Below are 17,727 nucleotides of genomic sequence, written 5' to 3'. Positions count from 1 at the left end.
CATAACCCTAGGGCGATCGCCCCCGGTTACGCCGCCTCAACCATCAAACTATTTCCCTGCAACAGTTGTCGTGTATTTAACAGGGTGACTATCTGATCCCCCTGCATCACTGTTCCTAAGCGATGATGGTTTTCACCAAAGAATGGAGACAACCGCAGGTCAGAATAGGTGACTTTAAGTACATCTTCCACATCCTCAACTAAAACAGCGGCACTAATGTCATCCACTTCAATGACAACTGCCTTACGCAGGTGTTGAGCAGACTGGGCCAAGTTAAGGGTCGGACGAATATCAATCAGGGTCATAATTTCCCCTCGCAGATTCATATTACCGACAATATGCTCAGGGCAGCAGGGAACGGGAACATAGTGGGAGATGTCCACAAACTCACGAATATATTCCAGGGAAATGCCAATCCGTTCATGTTCCAGCTTGACGATCGCCAAAATCAGGGGATCCTCCACCTCTTGGCTATTCTTCTCAGTTTGGGCAAAGTCTACCTTCCGTTGTTGCAACAGCGATCGCCCCTGGGTATCCATATCGGCGGCATACAACTGATAGAAATCCTCAGGAATCACCAGGGTCTCCATGTCCACGTCCGTGAGATTGGCTACATCTTCCGGCGATCGAATCAGGGTATCGGGATTCACTAAAAGGATCAGATTTTCACCCACCTGGGCAATCCCATCCATAAAAGCGGTTGCCAGGGGATTGAGGCGGCCATAATCGGGTTCAGGATTGATCTGCTGGGGATCAAGGGTAATGACCTCCTCCACCGTGTCAACAATTACCCCCACCCGTAGGCCTTGCCATTCCAAGGTAATCACGATATCCGTTGTCAAACAAATGGGGTTGGCCAGGCCCAATCGTTTGCCTAGGTGCATCACGGGTAGCAAGGTTCCCCGTAAATTCAAGACTCCAATAATATCGGCGGGGGCTTCGGGAAGGGGCGTGAGTTCAGGTAGAAAAAAAACTTCCTTCACGATGTCCAAAGGCAATCCATAGCTCAATCCCTGGAGCCGGAAACGTAAATAATTCATTTCCTCGTCACCACACTCAAGTTACATAACAAACTACACGGTTGTAATTAGATGAACTCTTGAACCGTATTCAAAAGCATCTCCTTATCAACGGGTTTGGTGAGGTAACGACTGGTTCCGGCCATGTGCCCTTTGGCCCGATCAATGAGGCCATCTTTGGCCGTGAGCATGATCACCGGAATCTCTTTGAACTTTTCAATTTTACGAATGGTGCGGCAAAACTCTAGGCCGTCAATTTCCGGCATAGTGACATCCAAGAAAATCAGAGACACGTTCCGATTATTTAAGATACCTAGGGCATCAATGGCGCTGGTGGCACCAATGACTTCATAGTTTTCACACAGGGCCCGGCGAATCATGGCCTGAACAATGGGGCTATCATCCACCGTTAGAACCACTGGCATGGTTTGACCACTGGTCTGGGGCTGGTGATCGTCAATAACACTAATCAACCCTTCATTGGCCCAGCGCAGGTATAAGGGAGCCAGGGTGAGGGGATCTTGGTGGAGGGCTTCGGCAATATCGGCAATGGAATTTTTACCATTGACCCACTGCTTGAGATGTTGGGCCGTGGGTTCATGCTTAACGCTAGGCAAAACTCCTTCCCTTAGGTGGGGAATCCCTTCCACTGAGGAAATGATCGGTAGATATTGCTTCCACAATTTTTGCCGTTCGTTAATCCGCTCAAGCACTTTTTCGTAACTGATACCATGGCGATCGTCCCCAAAGGAGAGATCATATTCCACATCGGCTTCGGTGTGGGTCACGCAGGAGTAGGGCAGTAACCGCTCTAGGATCACCGTAATGCGACTCATGGTTGCTTTTTCCAGATCATCCCAGGAGAGGGCACGGGTACTAACGATGGCTTCTAATAGTTCCCGTACAGAGGGATTGTCAGTGGTGCGATTCGAGGCATACTGCATTAGGGAATCCATGATCCCCACCTTGAGGTATCGCCCTAGGGATTGAACAAACTCTTCCGGGGAGGGTATTTTATTTTCAGAAAATGTGAGATTTCCGTCTTGAAATCCGAGAAAGTAGCATAGTCGCCTTTGGGTATGGGGAATTTTGGTGGAGATTTTAATGACCCCCGAAAAGCCACTTTCTTGATAGCCAGCAAGGGCTTGAATAAGGCTCGTTAATTCATCGGATTCGTGATCTGATGGCTGTGGAACACGATCAAAGGCTTGCATAGAAAATTCCCCGCAATCATAATAATGAACTTCAACAGGTCGGATCACAGAAAAAGTGACCCGGAATTCAGATCGATCAAACCATAGAGAAAAGTCTATGGATGTCAAAATCTTAGTTTGAACTCATTTGTAACCTTAACTAATCTTAATAAAGATTAATCTAGCAAATTAAACGCAATCAGTGTACGAAATAGCAATGATCCCAGCCTAAAGATCGATGCCAAAGGGAACACCTTGAAAAACACCGGTTGCATTAATTCCCCAACTGCGAATAAAAAAATAAAAATATTTGACGATACCAACTTGGACGACACTGTACCAGCATAGGTGACACTTTACTCGATGATCTGCTGGGATCGTGTATCAAAGATCACATTTAATGATATTTATAATATTTGCTTTCAATATGCTAACCATAAATGTTTTTATCCTCATTTGAGGGGAATAGATTAACTGAATCGTTATATATTCAGGCAAGAATGGGGGGGATCAATCATAGTGATTTAAGAAGTTGTTCTAGGTGGGTGCGGAGGGTAGCCACAGTTACGCCTTGGCGGTAGGGAATAATGTCTGTATCTGGGCGTTCCTGTAATAGGGCCGCTGCTGTTTCCAGAAGACGCTGGGCCTGGCCTGATTCCCTGTCCCTGGCATGGAGTTCTAAGAGTTCTAGGTAGGCGGGAATGGAGTTGGGATCAAGGAAGAGAATGCGGCGGAGGTATTCCTTTGCTTTATCGATGTCCCCCTGGGACTCGGCAATTTGGGCCAGTAAAAAGAGGGCTGAACTAGAGGTGGGGGCGATCGCCAGTATCTGATGGCAGGTGTCAATGGCGGCGGCATATTTGCCTTGATTGGCCGCAGCTTGGGCGATCAGAGAAAGGGTTTGGTCGTCCTTGGGGTTGAGTTTTAGCCAGTCCTTGCTTAGGCGAATGGCATCCCCATAGTTTCCCTGGCTAAAGGCATCCTGGGCCCGTTCCCATGTATTGGCAGGGATCAGCGGTTGGGAGGGGGTTGGGGCGGGCAAGATTTCCGGGGGATGGGGGGAGTGTTGATAAATGACGGATTCAGGAAAGCTTAGTATCTGTAAGGGTTCGACGATTTGCCCTTGGAGTTCGGTGTGGCCCGTTAATAAATAGCCTTTGGGTTTCAATAGATCAATGAATTTTTTCAGAACTAGGCTAATGCGATCTCTATCAAAGTAGATAAACACATTGCGGCAAATGATTAGATCCACCGATTCATGGGCAAAACAGGTAATCCCATCTTGAATTAAGTTGGCACAGCGGAACTCCACCATTTTTTGCAGTTCCGGGATCACTTGCCACCCCTGAGCCGTGCGTTGAAAATAGTGCGATCGCCGGGCTGGTTCTACCCCCCGAAAAGACCACTCGCTGTACAATCCCTCCTTAGCCTTGGCAATGGCCTCCTGATTTAAGTCCAGACCAACGAGGGAAATGTTCCAGTTGTGAATGTAGGGAATGAGTTCCTTCAGCAAAATTGCCAGGGAATAGACCTCTTCGCCACTGGAGCAGCCCGCACTCAAAATATTTAACCGCCGATCCTCGCTGTGGGTAGTCATGAGTTCCGGCAAAATACGCTCTTGCAGTAGGGTAATTTGGCCCTGATCTCGGAAAAAGTAGCTCTCGCCAGTGGTGATGACCGAGGCAAGAACTTTCCATTCCTGTTGACTGTCGCGATCGCCCCCATTGGCCAGCAGGGCATAGTAGCTAGAAAGGCGGGAATAGGAGAGGGCGCGGCTGCGATCGGAGAGTTTTTTCGCCAGCAGTGATTTATCCTGCGATCGGATATGAATGCCAGTATGGGTCAAAATTAAGGCAATGAAATTTTCCAGTAACGCTTCATCCATCACAGCCCCCTCCCCGAAGTCACGCCAGTTCTTGAAAGTCTAGCAGAGCCTCTCCCAAGGCTTCTAACTGTTCTAGGGATAAGCTATAAATTTGCTTCTGATAGGTATCAGGCATATTGCAAATGAAATGATAGTTAGGACATATGCCTGAAAGCTTCATCGACGGCATCCTACAAGAGATCAAACCGATTCAGGGTCTGACCCAAATACTGCTTTAACCGTGCCCAAAATTTCTCTATCTTATTCAAGTCAGGGGAGTAAGGCGGCAAAAATAACAGGCTGGATGCACCCTGTTCAATTAACTCTTGAGTCCGCTGCGATTGATGAAAGCTCGCATTGTCAAGGACAACGAGTTGACCTGCGTTCAGTTCAGGCACTAAAAACTGCTCTACCCAGTTCTCGAATAGGTCACTGTTGCAATATCCCTCAAAGGTCATCGGGGCTAGTATTTGGCGATCACACCAACCTGCAATCATACTGATGCGTTGGGTGCGATGTCCTAGCCTCAGAGCATGAAAGCGTTCAGACTGATGGCAATACCCGTAAGGATAGTCTATGGTATTGTCCACTCCAGCTTCATCGAGATAAACAATCTCGGCTGGGTCATAATGAGCCAGTTGCGTCAAGAAGGCTTGGCGGCGATCTTCATTGCGCTCGCGGTAGGCTCGGCCATTTGCTGTTGGGTGAGATGACCGTGTTCTTGGGCAAAGGTGCCAAAGGCATCTAAGTCATTAACTTTGGGGGCAGGACCTCGACGATAGTGGGTGTTTGGGGCGACACTACCGGTCTGCTGACGACGCTTGAGCCACAAATCAAGGGTGTTGCGACTGATATTGAACAGGCGACAGACCTGTGTTTTTTTCTCTCCTTGGTCGATGGCACGCAAGGCTTTGTGACGGAGGTCGAGGCTATAGGGTAAAGGCATAGGGGTGAGAAGACATTTGGGGTTCTATTTTATTTTGTCCTAATCATATCTTCATCTGCAATAATCCCCAGTTGAAGAGCAAGTAATCGCAAAATGTGCGCTCTCCCTCAATCTGGCCTTCCTGCCATCCCTGTTGGAGACCTTGTTGAAGTCCTCTCCGTTCCCCTTCCTGAAGAATCTCTTTACTATGCTGTGACCCAGCCAATAGTCCAGCCTCCCTATTTTAGGGCAGGCAGCTATCCAGAAAATTATGCTCCTACCAGGTTTTTGGCTGGAATTTATCATCATTGAGAATCACAATATTATCCCCGGATTGGGCCAGAACGAATAATCCCTGACGGTAGGCATAGAGGGCAACATCTGCGGGAATTACCATGGCGGCAACGGCGGCCATTGCATTCATTTGACGGTAACGAGGCATCAGGTCTTTGAATTTGGCTAACCGTTCTAAATGTTCATCCACATCGGTTTGACTGAGTTTGCTTTTCACTTCAATCAAAATCACATCGGTCTCGTTCACCACAAGTAGGTCAATTTCAATGGCTCCTTCCGGTCGGTTCACAGAAATATCGGCATGGAGTTCATGGACATCAATTCCCCGTTCTTGGAAAAGACGGACGGCCGCGGGACGGACTTGCAACTCAACAAATTCGCCGAGGCGGTTGCCCAAGTTACCAATTTGTTGATTAACGTGAGTTCGGTTTAAGCAACTGTGAGCAAATGGTGATCAATGGCAATGGAGGGCTTCTTCGGTTGGTGAGTATAGGCAATTAGCCCACAGACGATGTTCACTAAGCAATTGATCGGGGAACGGTGACGAGAGTGTTCAATTTGAGAAATGTTCTTCAACTGATCAATTACTGTCTCGATAATGGCCCGTTTTCTCAGCATCAAGCGATCGCTCAATCCCAACAAACGATTCTTCATGTTGCGTCGTAGCTTCGTGATCAGTTGTATCCCCGTTGCCTCCATCAACTATTTTGCCAATTTCTGGGAGATATAGCCCTTGTCTGCAAACACCTTGCCAAAGAGGTGTTTCAGCAGTTGAGGGACAGGTGTACGGTCATCTGTGTTACCTGGTGTGAAGGTGAAGTTGAGCAACTCTCCTTTGTCGTTGATCACCAGATCAAGTTTTTAAACACTTTGTGCTGAGGGATGCGACGGTTGTGACAAACTTTGAGACTGGTGGCATCAAGAAAACTGATGCCTGTACAGTGGCCGAAGCAAGAACGGAGATAGGCACACAAGGGCAGCAGGGTGCTGGGTATTCACTCAACAAAACGCCCGTAGCTAACCAAGCCTGGAAAGGCAGAGCACCAGTGAGCGTGTACCTTCTCGGTGTAGTAAGCTTTGAAATTGCGATAGGAAGACTGGTGGAAGCCGATGAGAATCGTCATAATTTCGCTCAGACACAAACTGCGCCTTCGACTACGATGAGCGAGTCCATTGCCTAGCAACTGTTGCTGCCACATCGGTTCAAACTGTTGGCAGAAATCATCGACGTAGCAAAATAACTCTTCTAGACTAAGCATAGGGCAAGCAGAGGGATGAGAATTGAGCACTTTCAGCCTATCTGTTCTGCCCCTCTCTTATCCCGAACTCACGTTAACGATAGGTTTTCTGCTCCTGGGATAGCACAATCAGGGTTAAACCGGTACACACCACCAAAATAGCCAGGGATGCTGCCGCTGCATCCACAAAGGAGACATCGTTCGTTGCCAGCCAAATTTGAGTTGCTAGGGTGCGAAATCCGATGGGGGATAACAAAATGGTGGCCGGTAGTTCCTTAATGGCCGTTAGGAAAATTAAGACCAAGCCGCCAATAAAACCAGGGCGAATGAGTGGAATGGTAATTTCCCATAGGGTTTGCCGGGGCGATCGCCCTAAACAGCGGGCCGATTCCTCTAGGGATGGACTCACTTGCAGTAGTGAATTCCGCAGGGTTCCCACGGATTGGGGCAAAAACAAAACCATGTAGGCAAAGATCAGCATTGGCATGGTTTGGTAGAGCCAAGGTGCATAGTTCGCACCAAAAAAGACCAAGGCGATGGCCACCACAACCCCTGGTAAACCGAAGCCAATATAGGTGCCCCGCTCAATCATCGTTGTCATCCCACTGGGAAAACGCACCGCTAAAACGGCTACGGGCAACGCAAAAATCGTCGAAAAAATGGCTGCTAAACCAGCGGCCCAAACTGAGTTTACTGCCATGGGAATAATGGCTTGCAGGGCAGCCCACATCTGGGGCGATCGCAGCAGCCAGTATAAGATCACACCTACGGGTAACACCACACACAACGCTGTCACCGTGGCACAAAAGGCGATCGCTGGCCATCGCCACCGCCCTAGGGGAATGAGGCGACGGTTTTGGCGATTATCCGTCCCCCTGGTATAGTAAACAGCCCGGGTTCGGGCCCTGTATTCAAGAAATAAAATCACTAGCACCAATAGCACCAGCATCAGGGAGAGGGCTGCGGCAAAATTGCGATTAAAACTGGCCCGATACTGGATGAAAATCGCCTCAGTAAAGGATTCAAACCGCATTAATGTGGGTGTGCCAAAGTCCTGGAGGGCATAGAGGGCGACCAAAAGAGAACCCGCCACAATGGAGGGACGTAGTTGAGGTAATATCACCCGAAAAAACACCGACCAAGGGTTATGCCCCAAACTGCGGGCCGCTTCCTCCATGGAGGGATTCATTCCCTGCAACCCCGCCCGCACCGTTAGTAACACGTAGGGGTAGGAAAACATCGTAATCGCTGCCACTGTCCCAGTTAAGCCATAAATTGCCGGCAACTGATCCACCCCCAAGGGAGCCAGCCAGGTTTGTAGTAAACTGCCCCGGGGGCCAAACATGGCAATGAGGGCAAAACTACCCACGTAGGTCGGCACCGCTAAGGGTAGGGCGGTCACCACGGCCCAAAACCGTCGCCAGGGCAAATCTGTCTGCACCGTCAAAAAGGCCAAGGGAATGGCAATCAATCCCGAAAAGAGGGTGACTAATGCGGCCATGATCAGGCTATTCCAGACGATGGTAAGGGTGCGGGGTCGACTAATAAACTCCCACAACTGAACCGGTTCAATGCTGGCAGTGCGTAGGATCAAGTAAATGAGGGGCAACACTAGGGCGATCGCCGTTACCGCTGCCATGAGTATGAGAAAAAGGGGCGGAGATTTTTTTGCTTTTCCCCGCCAATCCTGCCAACGCCTAGTTATGGCCTGGAATGAATTTGCCATTATTTCCGTGATTTCAAATTCCCGTGATTTTAAAGTGCCCCAGACTGCTTCAACAGAACCAGCGTTCCTTCCAAATCATCCAGATTACTCAAATCAATTTGGGGGGCTTTGATTTGATCTAGAGGGATTTGATCCTTGGGAGAGGGGCTACCTTTAACCAAGGGATACTCGTTGGTTTCCTCAGCAAAATAGGCCTGGGACTGGGGTGAGAGTAAATATTCAATCAACCCTAGGGCGGCCTCCTGCTGATCCGATTCATTGATCATAGCCACTCCGGCCACATTAACCATGGAACCAGCATCTTCCTGAGTATAGTGGTGGGCTACTGGAAAATTAGGGTTTTCCGCCTTGAATCGACCCAAATAATAATTATTTACCAAGCCAATATCCACTTCACCTCGACCCAGAGCCTCAACAATCCCAGTGTTGTTGTTGTAAACCTGAACATCATTGGCCCGCATTGCCTTGAGCCATTCTAGGGTCTTCTCATCCCCCTCAGTTAAGCGCAGGGCCGTCACAAAGGATTGAAAGGAACCATTAGTTGGGGCCCAACCCACCCGGCCCCGCCACTTTTCTTCCGTGAGTTCCCAGATGGAATTGGGCAATTCACTGGGTTGTACCCGTTCTGTATTGTAGTCTAAGACCCGGGCCCGCCCAGAAATACCAATCCATTGACCTTCAGGAGACCGAAACCGAACATCCACCTTTTCTAGGATTGGTTCCGGCAAAGTTCGGGCACGATTTTCCTTCTGGAGGGCCCCCAATGCCCCAGCATCCTGGCCAAAAAATAGATCTGCGGGGGTGTTTGCACCTTCCTCTAAAATAGCTGCGGCCAACTCCGCCGTATCCCCATAGCGGACATTCACTTTTGTCCCTGTTTCCGCCTCAAATTCTTCCAGTAATGGGCCAATTAGGTTTTCATTCCGACCAGAATAGATGGTCAATTCTCCGTTCGATACCACCGCAACATCTGGGGCGGTAGCTTCTGGAGTGGAGCCTGGAGGTACATTATTGCAACTAATCGTCAGAGTTGAAACAATCGCCATCAAGCCCATATAGCCAATTAACCGTCGCCGCTTCATAGATAATTTCCCGAAAATGACGTACTCTAAGGTTTACTACTGGTGTCCAACTAATGCAATATATTCTCAATATTAAAATAGTATAGGGCATTACAGGATATTTGATTTACCCCTAGGGCGATCGCCGAGATGGAAGTTATCATATTGAAGGCTTCGTCCGTTGTAAATACACCCCTGATTCCATGAAACCGGAACAAGGCCAACTCTTTCCCCCAGAGGTTCTTTGGCGCGTTCGGGGACAAACGGGCCAGTACAACGTCGGCCCGTCCCAGGGGAAATCACCTCACCTTAATTTCGATCATCTTGATGCCTGGAAACAGCCCATTCGCACCTACCAGACCCAGGTATCCCAGGCAAAGACTACCGCCCAAGTCCCTCTATTTGACCTTGAGACCCCACCCCCAACCTGGGAAAACCTTAATCCCTTTACATTGCCCTGTGAAAATACCCTATTCTGGCGACAAAAAAGCTCTCCCAAGGGCCAGGCGGCCTTTTACTTTGTCATGGACTACAATTATCCCTTGCTCCTCTATATTGGCGAAACCGGGCGATCGGGGCAACGCTGGCAGGGAAACCATGACTGTAAACAGTACCTCCAAAATTATGTAGCCGCCCATCGTCATGTGGATGCGGCCGTCGCCGTGGGAATTGCCTTTTGGTACCATGCCCCCAGCCGAAAACACCAACGCCAAGAACAGGAGCGACACCTGATCCTAAAATGGCGATCGCCCTTTAATAAAGAAAATTGGCCCTATTGGCATACGCCCTTTAGATATTAGAGAGATATTAGTTCGCCTGAGATCGCCACGAATCCTTGATTTACCCTGTTTTGGTAAAGATTCCGTGACACAATGTTACAAAAATTAATGCATTTTAGGTCTTATGTACGCTACCTGCCCCAAGCGGATCATGGTTCAGGTGAAAGAATGTTAAAAAGCATTGCGAGGATGTGAGAGATGTCCCCACAATGTCCGAGAATGTTTCCCGGAAGGTTTCTCAACCCCTAGGGGATTCTGCCCATTAAAATTTCTGAAGAGTTCAATTCAGGGATATTAACGGAGCAGTCGAAACTTTCTGGCGGCATATGCCCTAAAAATCAAGCCCCTTGTTTCACAATTCCAATTTTGGAGGAAATAAATGAGCGTTGTCACGAAATCGATCGTGAATGCTGATGCCGAGGCCCGTTACCTCAGCCCTGGCGAATTAGATCGGATCAAAAGCTTCGTCACCAGTGGCGAAAAGCGTCTCCGCATTGCCCAAACATTGACAGAGAATCGGGAGCGGATTGTTAAGCAAGCTGGCGACCAACTCTTCCAGAAGCGGCCCGATGTCGTTTCCCCCGGTGGCAATGCCTACGGTGAAGAAATGACCGCCACCTGCCTGCGTGACCTAGACTACTACCTTCGTCTGGTCACCTACGGAGTCGTTGCTGGTGATGTCACCCCCATTGAAGAAATCGGTTTAGTCGGCGTGCGGGAAATGTACAATTCCCTGGGAACCCCCATCCCGGCTGTTGCAGAGGGTGTCCGGGCTGCTAAAAACGCCGCTGCTTCCCTACTGTCAGCCGAAGATGCCGCTGAAGCTGGCGCTTACTTCGATTTTGTCATCGGGGCCATGCAGTAGGTCTGCGATCTCTTGCGTTTGAACTTTGTTAATCATTGAGAAAATTTCTGAGGAATTTTAACTATGCAAGACGCGATTACCGCTGTCATCAATTCGTCTGATGTGCAGGGCAAGTATCTAGACACCGCTGCGTTGGAAAAGCTTAAGGCTTACTTCTCCACCGGCGAACTTCGGGTTCGGGCCGCCACCGTCATCAGCTCCAATGCTGCTGGTATCGTCAAGGAAGCTGTGGCCAAGTCCCTGCTTTATTCTGACATTACCCGTCCCGGTGGCAACATGTACACCACCCGTCGCTATGCGGCTTGTATCCGTGACCTAGACTACTACCTTCGCTATGCAACCTATGCCATGTTGGCTGGGGATCCCTCCATTTTGGATGAGCGGGTACTTAATGGTCTGAAAGAAACCTACAATTCTTTGGGCGTGCCCATTGCTGCCACAGTCCAAGCCATTCAAGCCATCAAAGAAGTCACCGCCAGCTTGGTGGGTGCCGATGCTGGTAAAGAAATGGGTGTCTACCTTGACTATATCTGCTCTGGCTTAAGCTAGTCGTCTTGAGGTGATTGCCCTAGGGTAATTCTTCTAAGCGTTTCAGGTCTGGGAAGTTAGGGGAGGGTTTCAGCCTGTGCATGGCCCATACGTGAGCTTAGACAGTCTGAGGCAAGTCCTTAGCTCCCAGCCTTGTAGTATTTAATTAAAAAGAAACTATTTCTGGACGTTTTCAGTTTGGAGCCGATAACCTATGCGCATGTTCAAAGTTACAGCCTGCGTTCCAAGTCAAACCCGGATTCGCACCCAGCGGGAATTGCAAAATACCTACTTTACTAAACTGGTTCCCTACGATAACTGGTTCCGGGAACAGCAACGAATTCAAAAGATGGGTGGCACGATTGTCAAGGTAGAACTCTCTACCGGTAAGCCGGGAGCAAATACTGGACTTGCTTAAGGGAGCTAGATTCTCTAGGTCTTGGGCAGCAAGTAGCCTGTTCCGGCAAGTCAGTTTACTCGAATTACTCGAAATTCCATCTTCCCGATCTTAACCTCAGCGGTTAGGGGTCGGGTTTTTCTTTTTTTTTATGCACAAATTTGCATAGAACCTGTGCCAGATACAAAATTGTACCTATAAGGATGGCGGTAGGGTATAACAATTAACTGGGATAGGGAGAAGAACTAATCTTGGCAAATTGGTGGCGATTCATTCCTCTATTGGATCCATCCGTTCGTACCTGGAGTTTAGAAGCACGACTCCTGAATTGGTTAACGGTACTTTGGCTAGGCTTGGGGTTACTGGTTCTCTTTTCGGCATCCCTGCCCGTGGGATTGGCGGAGGCTGGGGATGGTCTTTTTTATTTTAAGCGGCAGTTAATTTGGACGGTACTGGGTTGGGTTGGGTTTCAATTTTTTATCCGTACTCCCCTACGGCGATCGCTGCAATTAGCAATTCCTGGATTTTTCCTTTGTTTTTTACTAATTTGGGCAACGCGAATACCAGGGGTGGGAACCACGGTAATGGGGGCAACCCGTTGGATTGCGATTGGGCCGGTGCAGATCCAACCCTCAGAACTAATGAAGCCCTTTTTAGTGTTGCAGGCGGCGTGGTTTTTTGGTAGTTGGCACCGTTTACATAATCGTGCCCGCTTTTTCTGGTTGACGGCCTTTGCCCTCACCCTGTTGGGAATTTTAATTCAACCCAATCTTAGTACCACCGCTCTGTGTGGCATGAGTCTCTGGCTGATTGCCTTAGGAGCAGGTTTACCCTTGATTCCCATGGGTTTGACGGCTTTGGGGGGAGTGGGTTTGGCGGTGCTGAGTATTAGCCTACGGGAGTACCAACGGCGACGGGTGATGTCCTTTTTAGATCCCTGGTCCGATTCCATGGGAGATGGGTATCAACTGGTACAAAGCTTACTGGCCGTTGGCTCTGGGGGGGTCTCCGGAGTGGGCTATGGTATGTCCCAACAGAAACTCTCCTACTTACCCATTCAACATACCGATTTTATATTTGCTATTTTTGCGGAAGAAATGGGCTTCATTGGTTGCCTATTACTACTGGTGTTGCTGGGGATATATGGGGCGATCGCCCTGCGGGTGGTAGGTCAAACCCGAGATCCCATTTCCCGCCTTGTCGCCTTAGGGGCAATGGTGATGATGCTCCTCCAAGCACTCATTAATGTGGGGGTATCCATTGGCATCTTGCCGACGACGGGATTACCCTTTCCCCTGTTTAGCTATGGTGGCAGTTCCATGATGGCCAGTCTAGCGATCGCTGGGATTTTGATTCGGGCGGCCCGGGAATGTCATCAAGCTGATATTTTGTCTTTCCCGGAAAAAACGTCCGTTGAGCAGCGCCTAGAGCAGATCAAAATTCGCAAGAAACGTCAGAAAAAACAGCCCGCGACCCCTGCCCCATTTCCGGCATCTGCTTCTAGACTCCGACCATCACCGCCCCCCTCTAGCCGCGTCACTCCCCTAAAACGCCCCCGAGGGAAACCCCACCGCAGCACAAAACGGTAGCTGGTACCCATCCTCTAGCATCCTCCGGAAACACGCGGTATACTCCAAGCAGACCTATCTAGTTGTAATTCCTGGAGTCAAAGAAATCATGAGTGAAGAATCAACCACCTCTGTTGATACTCCTGTTGAGGAGACCGTTGATCCAGCAGAGGTAACGGAAGCCGCCAAAGCTCTCATTGAAGCTCTCCAACGTCTTACGGCGGCCCAGTTCAAAAGTTTACCGGCGGATGTTCAAGCTGCTATAGAAAAGGCTGTTTCGGAAATTAAATCCGGTGCGGATACGGTGACCACCCAGGCCAAGGGCTTTGAAGAACGGGTGAGCAGAGCCGCCAAGGCCGCTTGGGATATTCTTTGCGAATCCAAAGAGTTACCGGAAGCCTCCGAATCTCCATCCGAGGAATAAATTCTAAATACTCGACACAAATGTAGCGATGCGTTCAATACCCTTTTGAATCGTCTCTACATCTGTGGCATAGGATAAGCGAATGTGGTCGTCTGCCCCAAAGGCTTTGCCGGGAATGACGGCTACTTTTTTTTCCCCTAGGAGGCGATCGCAAAACTCTAGGGATCCCAAGCCTGTTTTACTGATATTCACAAATAAATAGAATGCCCCTTTGGGTTGGATACAACTCAGACCAGGAATAGCGGCCATGCCCTCGTACATGATCTGCCGTCGCTGCTTAAAGGCCATCATCATCGTTTCTACGCAATCCTGGGAACCGTTTAGGGCGGCGATCGCCCCAAACTGGGCAAAGGTACAGACATTGGATGTGCTATGGCCCTGAATTTTAATCGTGGCGTTAATTAGTTCCTCAGGGCCCGCTAAATAGCCCACCCGCCAACCGGTCATGGCATAGGCCTTAGCAAAGCCACTACTAATAATGGTACGTTCAAAGGCCGGAGAACTCACGGCACCAATACTCAGGTGCGGGGTATCATCGTAGCGAATTTTTTCATAGATTTCATCGGATACCACCCACAACTGATGCTTAACCACTACCTCAGCCAAGGCCTGAATTTCCCCTGGGCTATAGACCATCCCCGTGGGATTATTGGGAGAGTTTAAGACAAATAGGCGGGTTTTCGGGGTAATGGCCGCCTCTAATTGCTCTGGGGTAATGCGATAGCCACTTTCAGCATTGGTGGGTACAATTACCGGAACCCCCGCTGCCAAATGAACCATTTCTGGATAGCTCAACCAGTAGGGGGCGGGAATGATCACTTCGTCGCCGGGATTGATCAAGGCCAACATGAGGTTAAAGAGAGATTGCTTGCCACCATTGGTGACGGCAATATTGCTAGGGGCGTAGGCTAACTGATTATCCCGGTTCAGTTTTTCGGCGATCGCTGCCCGTAGAGCCGGTTCTCCCGCCGCTGGGCCGTAGCGAGTTTTCCCCTGATCCAGAGCATCCTGGGCCGCCCGTTTAATATGATCTGGGGTATTAAAGTCCGGTTCGCCGGCACTGAAGCTACAGATATCTTCCCCCGCAGCCCGCATTCCCTTGGCTTTGGTATCAATGGCTAAGGTGACTGATGGTTTGACCTGCATCACTCTAGTCGCCAGTTCCATTGCCTTCTCCCTTCCACACGTTTTATAGACTGAATTTTAAGGGTTGCCCTATCCTTGAACTGACCGGTGGAACACAAAACCTAAATCCCAGGTATGCTAGGGATTTAATTTCTAGAGTTCTGGCTCCACCCATGAATCGTTCTTGCTTACCTTCAAAAGTTGGGTTGATGGCGAATCAGATTCAGAAATTCTTCCCGAGTTTTGGAATCATCCCGAAACTGCCCGATCATTGAACTGGTCACCGTCCAAGAGCCAGGTTTTTGCACCCCCCGCATCACCATGCACATGTGGCTCGCTTCCATGACAACGGCAACCCCCTTGGGATCTAAAACCGTCTCGATCGCCTCAGCCACCTGGCGAGTCAAGCGTTCCTGTACCTGTAAGCGACGGGCATACATTTCGACAATGCGTGCGAGCTTGCTCAGGCCAATGACCCGCTGATTGGGAATATAGGCCACATGGACTTTGCCAATAAAGGGCAGCATATGATGCTCACAGAGACTAAAGGCATGAATATCCCGCACGAGAACCATTTCATCGTGGCCTTCGTCAAAGATTGCCCCATTTACGAGGGTTTCTAGGGACTGGCTATAGCCACTGGTGAGAAACTGCATGGCCTCGGCAACCCGTTTTGGTGTCTTCAGCAGGCCTTCCCGCTCCGCATCTTCCCCCACATTCACAAGGATGGAATGCACCGCCGCCATCATTTCCTCCTTGGCAATATCCGCTGGAGGAGCTTGGAATTTGGGTTCTTTTCCTTGGTGGGTATTGCGATCGGGGAGGATCGCGGGCTGATTGTCTTTGCTGTCCTTTTTCCCGTTGAAACTAGGTTCAGACGCACTAAAGCTTTGAGGAGGAGAAATCGTCATAGAGATATCGTAGAAATCTGCAAGTAAATGGACGAACGATACTCCCTAAAGAGCACCGCCCAAGGGCATCAGAATCAACTCTTCCACAAGAGCATTCTGGGGAAGATTTACCGCATAGAGAATCGATTGGGCGATACTGTCAGCGGATAACATAGCAGAGCGGTCAAAGCTACCTTCAATAGTTTCCTGATCCCAAAGGGGGGTATCAACGGCACCGGGACAGAGGGCAATGACACGAATTCCGTGGGAGCGTTCTTCGCTGGCTAGGGCTTTAGTCAGTCCCATCAGGGCAAATTTAGTCACGCAGTAGGCTCCCCAGTTGGGAAAGACCTGTCGTCCGGCAATGGAAACTATATTAATTATCGTACCGCACCCCCGCGATCGCATTCCAGGAATTACCCCTTGACTACAGAGCCAGGCATTCGTCACATTTAAGTTCAGGAGGTATTGCCAATCTCCGAGGGGCATATCTGCCAGGGGGGCATTCACGGCCAAGCCGGCATTATTCACTAAAATATCGATTCCACCCACCTCCGCCAAGATATCCTTGAGGGAGTCTTGAATCGAACTAGGATCGGATAGATCCAGGGAATAGGTGGCAACCTTAACGCCCTGCTGGGCTGCTTTCTCCCCCACCTGATGCAGTTTCTCCAGGGATCGGGCCACAAGAACCAGGTTGATTCCTGCTGCTGCAAAGGCTAGGGCTGTGGCAGCCCCAATGCCGCTACTGGCACCCGTAATTAAGGCCTGCCGAGGTGTTGATGAATGGGTCATGTTAATCCGTTACTCGCGACTGGTGACTCGCTAACTTAGCTCTCATTAGCCTGGCTAAAAACCCCCATGCGCCGGAATTTTTGATAGCGAAGTTCTCGCCGCTCTGCCCCGCTCATTTTTTGTAAATCAGCGAGATGATGCCCTAGGGACTGCTTCAGATTTTCCGCAGCTTGTACTGGGTCACTGTGGGCTGCGCCAATGGGTTCGGGCAAAATTTCATCAATAATCCCTAATTTGAGGAGATCGGGGGCAGTGATTTTCAGGGACTCTGCGGCAATGGGGCCCTTTTGGGCATCTCGCCAAAGAATGGCCGCACAGGCTTCCGGTGGCGCAACGCTATACACCGCATGTTCAAACATCAGCAACCGATCGCCCACGCCAATGGCTAAGGCCCCGCCGGAACCGCCTTCCCCAATCACCGTACAAATGATCGGCACATCTAGGCGAAACATTTCCCGTAGGTTATAGGCGATCGCCTCCCCTTGGCCAAATTTCTCGGCATCAATGCCCGCCCAAGCCGCAGGGGTGTCAATAAAAGTGAGAATGGGCAGACTAAAGCGATTGGCGTGTTCCATTAATCGCATCGCCTTGCGGTAGCCTCCGGGGGATGCCATGCCAAAATTACGGGCCACATTGTCCTTAGTATCTCGCCCCTTTTGATGGCCGAGCATGACCACAGGTTGCTGACCTAACCGGCCCACTCCGCCCACAATCGCTGGATCATCACTCCCACGGCGATCGCCATGGAGTTCTAACCACTCGTCACTAATGGCTTGGATATAATCTAGGGTACTGGGCCGGCGGGGATGACGCGCCACCTGTAGGGTTTGTCCCGGGGTCAGCTTACTGAAAATTTCTTGACGGACATGGCGGGCCCGCTGCTCTAAATCACGAATTTGATCGGCAACATCCACACCCAACTCTGAGGATTTATCCCGCACCTGTTGAATTTGACTTTCCAATTCCGCTAAGGGTTTTTCAAAGTCGAGGAGGAGCGTGCGACGTTCACCAGCCATTATTTTTTTGATTCCTTATT

At 49.8% G+C, this 17,727-nt stretch carries 17 protein-coding genes and 2 pseudogenes; 6 read left to right on the top strand and 13 right to left on the bottom strand.

What is annotated here, in order from left to right; genetic code table 11:
* Nucleotides 1-26 precede the first annotated feature (26 nt).
* The 9 genes and pseudogenes from L3556_RS08690 to L3556_RS08650 form a co-directional block, all read right to left on the bottom strand.
* The gene (locus L3556_RS08690) at nucleotides 27-1,040 is read right to left on the bottom strand and encodes a chemotaxis protein CheW (RefSeq protein WP_277866883.1); all 1,014 of its coding nucleotides are present in this window, start codon (nucleotides 1,038-1,040) and stop codon (nucleotides 27-29) included.
* A gap of 47 nt (nucleotides 1,041-1,087) precedes the next feature.
* Nucleotides 1,088-2,233 carry a response regulator gene (locus L3556_RS08685; RefSeq protein WP_277866882.1) on the bottom strand — a complete coding sequence of 382 codons (1,146 nt, stop codon included), beginning with the start codon at nucleotides 2,231-2,233 and terminating at the stop codon, nucleotides 1,088-1,090.
* A 493-nt stretch (nucleotides 2,234-2,726) separates the two neighbouring features.
* Complete coding sequence (locus L3556_RS08680) at nucleotides 2,727-4,097, bottom strand: CheR family methyltransferase (protein ID WP_277866881.1); 1,371 nt, start codon at nucleotides 4,095-4,097, stop codon at nucleotides 2,727-2,729.
* A 19-nt stretch (nucleotides 4,098-4,116) separates the two neighbouring features.
* Nucleotides 4,117-4,212 carry a DUF4351 domain-containing protein gene (locus L3556_RS08675; protein WP_277866880.1) on the bottom strand — a complete coding sequence of 32 codons (96 nt, stop codon included), beginning with the start codon at nucleotides 4,210-4,212 and terminating at the stop codon, nucleotides 4,117-4,119.
* Between the two features lie 55 nt (nucleotides 4,213-4,267).
* Nucleotides 4,268-5,022: pseudogene (locus tag L3556_RS08670) on the bottom strand (IS630 family transposase).
* Between the two features lie 256 nt (nucleotides 5,023-5,278).
* The gene (locus tag L3556_RS08665) at nucleotides 5,279-5,692 is read right to left on the bottom strand and encodes a hypothetical protein (RefSeq protein WP_277866879.1); all 414 of its coding nucleotides are present in this window, start codon (nucleotides 5,690-5,692) and stop codon (nucleotides 5,279-5,281) included.
* A 32-nt stretch (nucleotides 5,693-5,724) separates the two neighbouring features.
* Nucleotides 5,725-6,554 (bottom strand): annotated as a pseudogene (locus L3556_RS08660) (IS982 family transposase).
* Between the two features lie 73 nt (nucleotides 6,555-6,627).
* Nucleotides 6,628-8,259 (bottom strand): ABC transporter permease, encoded by a 1,632-nt coding sequence (locus L3556_RS08655; RefSeq protein WP_277866878.1) that lies wholly within the window; start codon nucleotides 8,257-8,259, stop codon nucleotides 6,628-6,630.
* Between the two features lie 29 nt (nucleotides 8,260-8,288).
* Nucleotides 8,289-9,341 (bottom strand): iron ABC transporter substrate-binding protein, encoded by a 1,053-nt coding sequence (locus L3556_RS08650; protein WP_277866877.1) that lies wholly within the window; start codon nucleotides 9,339-9,341, stop codon nucleotides 8,289-8,291.
* A 182-nt stretch (nucleotides 9,342-9,523) separates the two neighbouring features.
* Between L3556_RS08650 and L3556_RS08645 the strand changes: the two genes are divergently transcribed.
* The 6 genes from L3556_RS08645 to L3556_RS08620 all read left to right on the top strand — a co-directional run bounded on the left by L3556_RS08645 (nucleotide 9,524) and on the right by L3556_RS08620 (nucleotide 13,881).
* Nucleotides 9,524-10,120 carry a GIY-YIG nuclease family protein gene (locus L3556_RS08645; protein WP_277866876.1) on the top strand — a complete coding sequence of 199 codons (597 nt, stop codon included), beginning with the start codon at nucleotides 9,524-9,526 and terminating at the stop codon, nucleotides 10,118-10,120.
* A gap of 358 nt (nucleotides 10,121-10,478) precedes the next feature.
* Entirely contained in the window at nucleotides 10,479-10,964 is a 486-nt protein-coding gene (gene apcA, locus L3556_RS08640; RefSeq protein ID WP_277866875.1) for an allophycocyanin subunit alpha, read from the top strand.
* Between the two features lie 63 nt (nucleotides 10,965-11,027).
* The gene (apcB, locus tag L3556_RS08635; protein ID WP_277866874.1) at nucleotides 11,028-11,513 is read left to right on the top strand and encodes an allophycocyanin subunit beta; all 486 of its coding nucleotides are present in this window, start codon (nucleotides 11,028-11,030) and stop codon (nucleotides 11,511-11,513) included.
* 193 nt (nucleotides 11,514-11,706) lie between these two features.
* On the top strand, nucleotides 11,707-11,910 hold the full coding sequence (locus L3556_RS08630; protein WP_277866873.1) for a phycobilisome linker polypeptide: 204 nt from the start codon (nucleotides 11,707-11,709) through the stop codon (nucleotides 11,908-11,910).
* A gap of 230 nt (nucleotides 11,911-12,140) precedes the next feature.
* Nucleotides 12,141-13,478: an FtsW/RodA/SpoVE family cell cycle protein gene (locus L3556_RS08625; RefSeq protein ID WP_277866872.1), complete on the top strand. Its 1,338-nt coding sequence runs from the start codon at nucleotides 12,141-12,143 to the stop codon at nucleotides 13,476-13,478.
* Between the two features lie 88 nt (nucleotides 13,479-13,566).
* Nucleotides 13,567-13,881 (top strand): hypothetical protein, encoded by a 315-nt coding sequence (locus L3556_RS08620; RefSeq protein WP_277866871.1) that lies wholly within the window; start codon nucleotides 13,567-13,569, stop codon nucleotides 13,879-13,881.
* A 3-nt stretch (nucleotides 13,882-13,884) separates the two neighbouring features.
* Here L3556_RS08620 and L3556_RS08615 read toward each other — a convergent pair whose 3' ends face one another.
* The 4 genes from L3556_RS08615 to L3556_RS08600 form a co-directional block, all read right to left on the bottom strand.
* Entirely contained in the window at nucleotides 13,885-15,048 is a 1,164-nt protein-coding gene (locus L3556_RS08615) for a pyridoxal phosphate-dependent aminotransferase (protein ID WP_277866870.1), read from the bottom strand.
* A 152-nt stretch (nucleotides 15,049-15,200) separates the two neighbouring features.
* The gene (folE, locus tag L3556_RS08610) at nucleotides 15,201-15,917 is read right to left on the bottom strand and encodes a GTP cyclohydrolase I FolE (protein ID WP_277866869.1); all 717 of its coding nucleotides are present in this window, start codon (nucleotides 15,915-15,917) and stop codon (nucleotides 15,201-15,203) included.
* A 45-nt stretch (nucleotides 15,918-15,962) separates the two neighbouring features.
* Nucleotides 15,963-16,691, bottom strand: coding sequence for an SDR family oxidoreductase (locus L3556_RS08605; protein WP_277866868.1), 729 nt, complete (start codon nucleotides 16,689-16,691; stop codon nucleotides 15,963-15,965).
* Between the two features lie 35 nt (nucleotides 16,692-16,726).
* Nucleotides 16,727-17,707 (bottom strand): acetyl-CoA carboxylase carboxyltransferase subunit alpha, encoded by a 981-nt coding sequence (locus L3556_RS08600; RefSeq protein ID WP_338405718.1) that lies wholly within the window; start codon nucleotides 17,705-17,707, stop codon nucleotides 16,727-16,729.
* Between the last annotated feature and the right edge of the window lie 20 nt (nucleotides 17,708-17,727).

This window comes from Candidatus Synechococcus calcipolaris G9 (genome assembly GCF_029582805.1).
Lineage (GTDB): Bacteria > Cyanobacteriota > Cyanobacteriia > Thermosynechococcales > Thermosynechococcaceae > Synechococcus_F > Synechococcus_F calcipolaris.
Note: the sequence above shows the minus strand (reverse complement) of the source record. Positions and strands in the feature narration are given on the sequence as shown.

Bases quoted from the DNA above. Each gene is read 5' to 3' on its own strand.
- L3556_RS08605 (WP_277866868.1), bottom strand. From the start codon at position 16,691: ATGACCCATTCATCAACACCTCGGCAGGCCTTAATTACGGGTGCCAGT.
- L3556_RS08615 (WP_277866870.1), bottom strand. From the start codon at position 15,048: ATGGAACTGGCGACTAGAGTGATGCAGGTCAAACCATCAGTCACCTTA.
- folE (WP_277866869.1), bottom strand. From the start codon at position 15,917: ATGACGATTTCTCCTCCTCAAAGCTTTAGTGCGTCTGAACCTAGTTTC.
- L3556_RS08685 (WP_277866882.1), bottom strand. From the start codon at position 2,233: ATGCAAGCCTTTGATCGTGTTCCACAGCCATCAGATCACGAATCCGAT.
- L3556_RS08645 (WP_277866876.1), top strand. From the start codon at position 9,524: ATGAAACCGGAACAAGGCCAACTCTTTCCCCCAGAGGTTCTTTGGCGC.
- L3556_RS08680 (WP_277866881.1), bottom strand. From the start codon at position 4,097: ATGGATGAAGCGTTACTGGAAAATTTCATTGCCTTAATTTTGACCCAT.
- L3556_RS08655 (WP_277866878.1), bottom strand. From the start codon at position 8,259: ATGGCAAATTCATTCCAGGCCATAACTAGGCGTTGGCAGGATTGGCGG.
- L3556_RS08630 (WP_277866873.1), top strand. From the start codon at position 11,707: ATGCGCATGTTCAAAGTTACAGCCTGCGTTCCAAGTCAAACCCGGATT.
- L3556_RS08675 (WP_277866880.1), bottom strand. From the start codon at position 4,212: ATGCCTGATACCTATCAGAAGCAAATTTATAGCTTATCCCTAGAACAG.
- L3556_RS08600 (WP_338405718.1), bottom strand. From the start codon at position 17,707: ATGGCTGGTGAACGTCGCACGCTCCTCCTCGACTTTGAAAAACCCTTA.
- L3556_RS08620 (WP_277866871.1), top strand. From the start codon at position 13,567: ATGAGTGAAGAATCAACCACCTCTGTTGATACTCCTGTTGAGGAGACC.
- L3556_RS08650 (WP_277866877.1), bottom strand. From the start codon at position 9,341: ATGAAGCGGCGACGGTTAATTGGCTATATGGGCTTGATGGCGATTGTT.
- L3556_RS08690 (WP_277866883.1), bottom strand. From the start codon at position 1,040: ATGAATTATTTACGTTTCCGGCTCCAGGGATTGAGCTATGGATTGCCT.
- apcA (WP_277866875.1), top strand. From the start codon at position 10,479: ATGAGCGTTGTCACGAAATCGATCGTGAATGCTGATGCCGAGGCCCGT.
- apcB (WP_277866874.1), top strand. From the start codon at position 11,028: ATGCAAGACGCGATTACCGCTGTCATCAATTCGTCTGATGTGCAGGGC.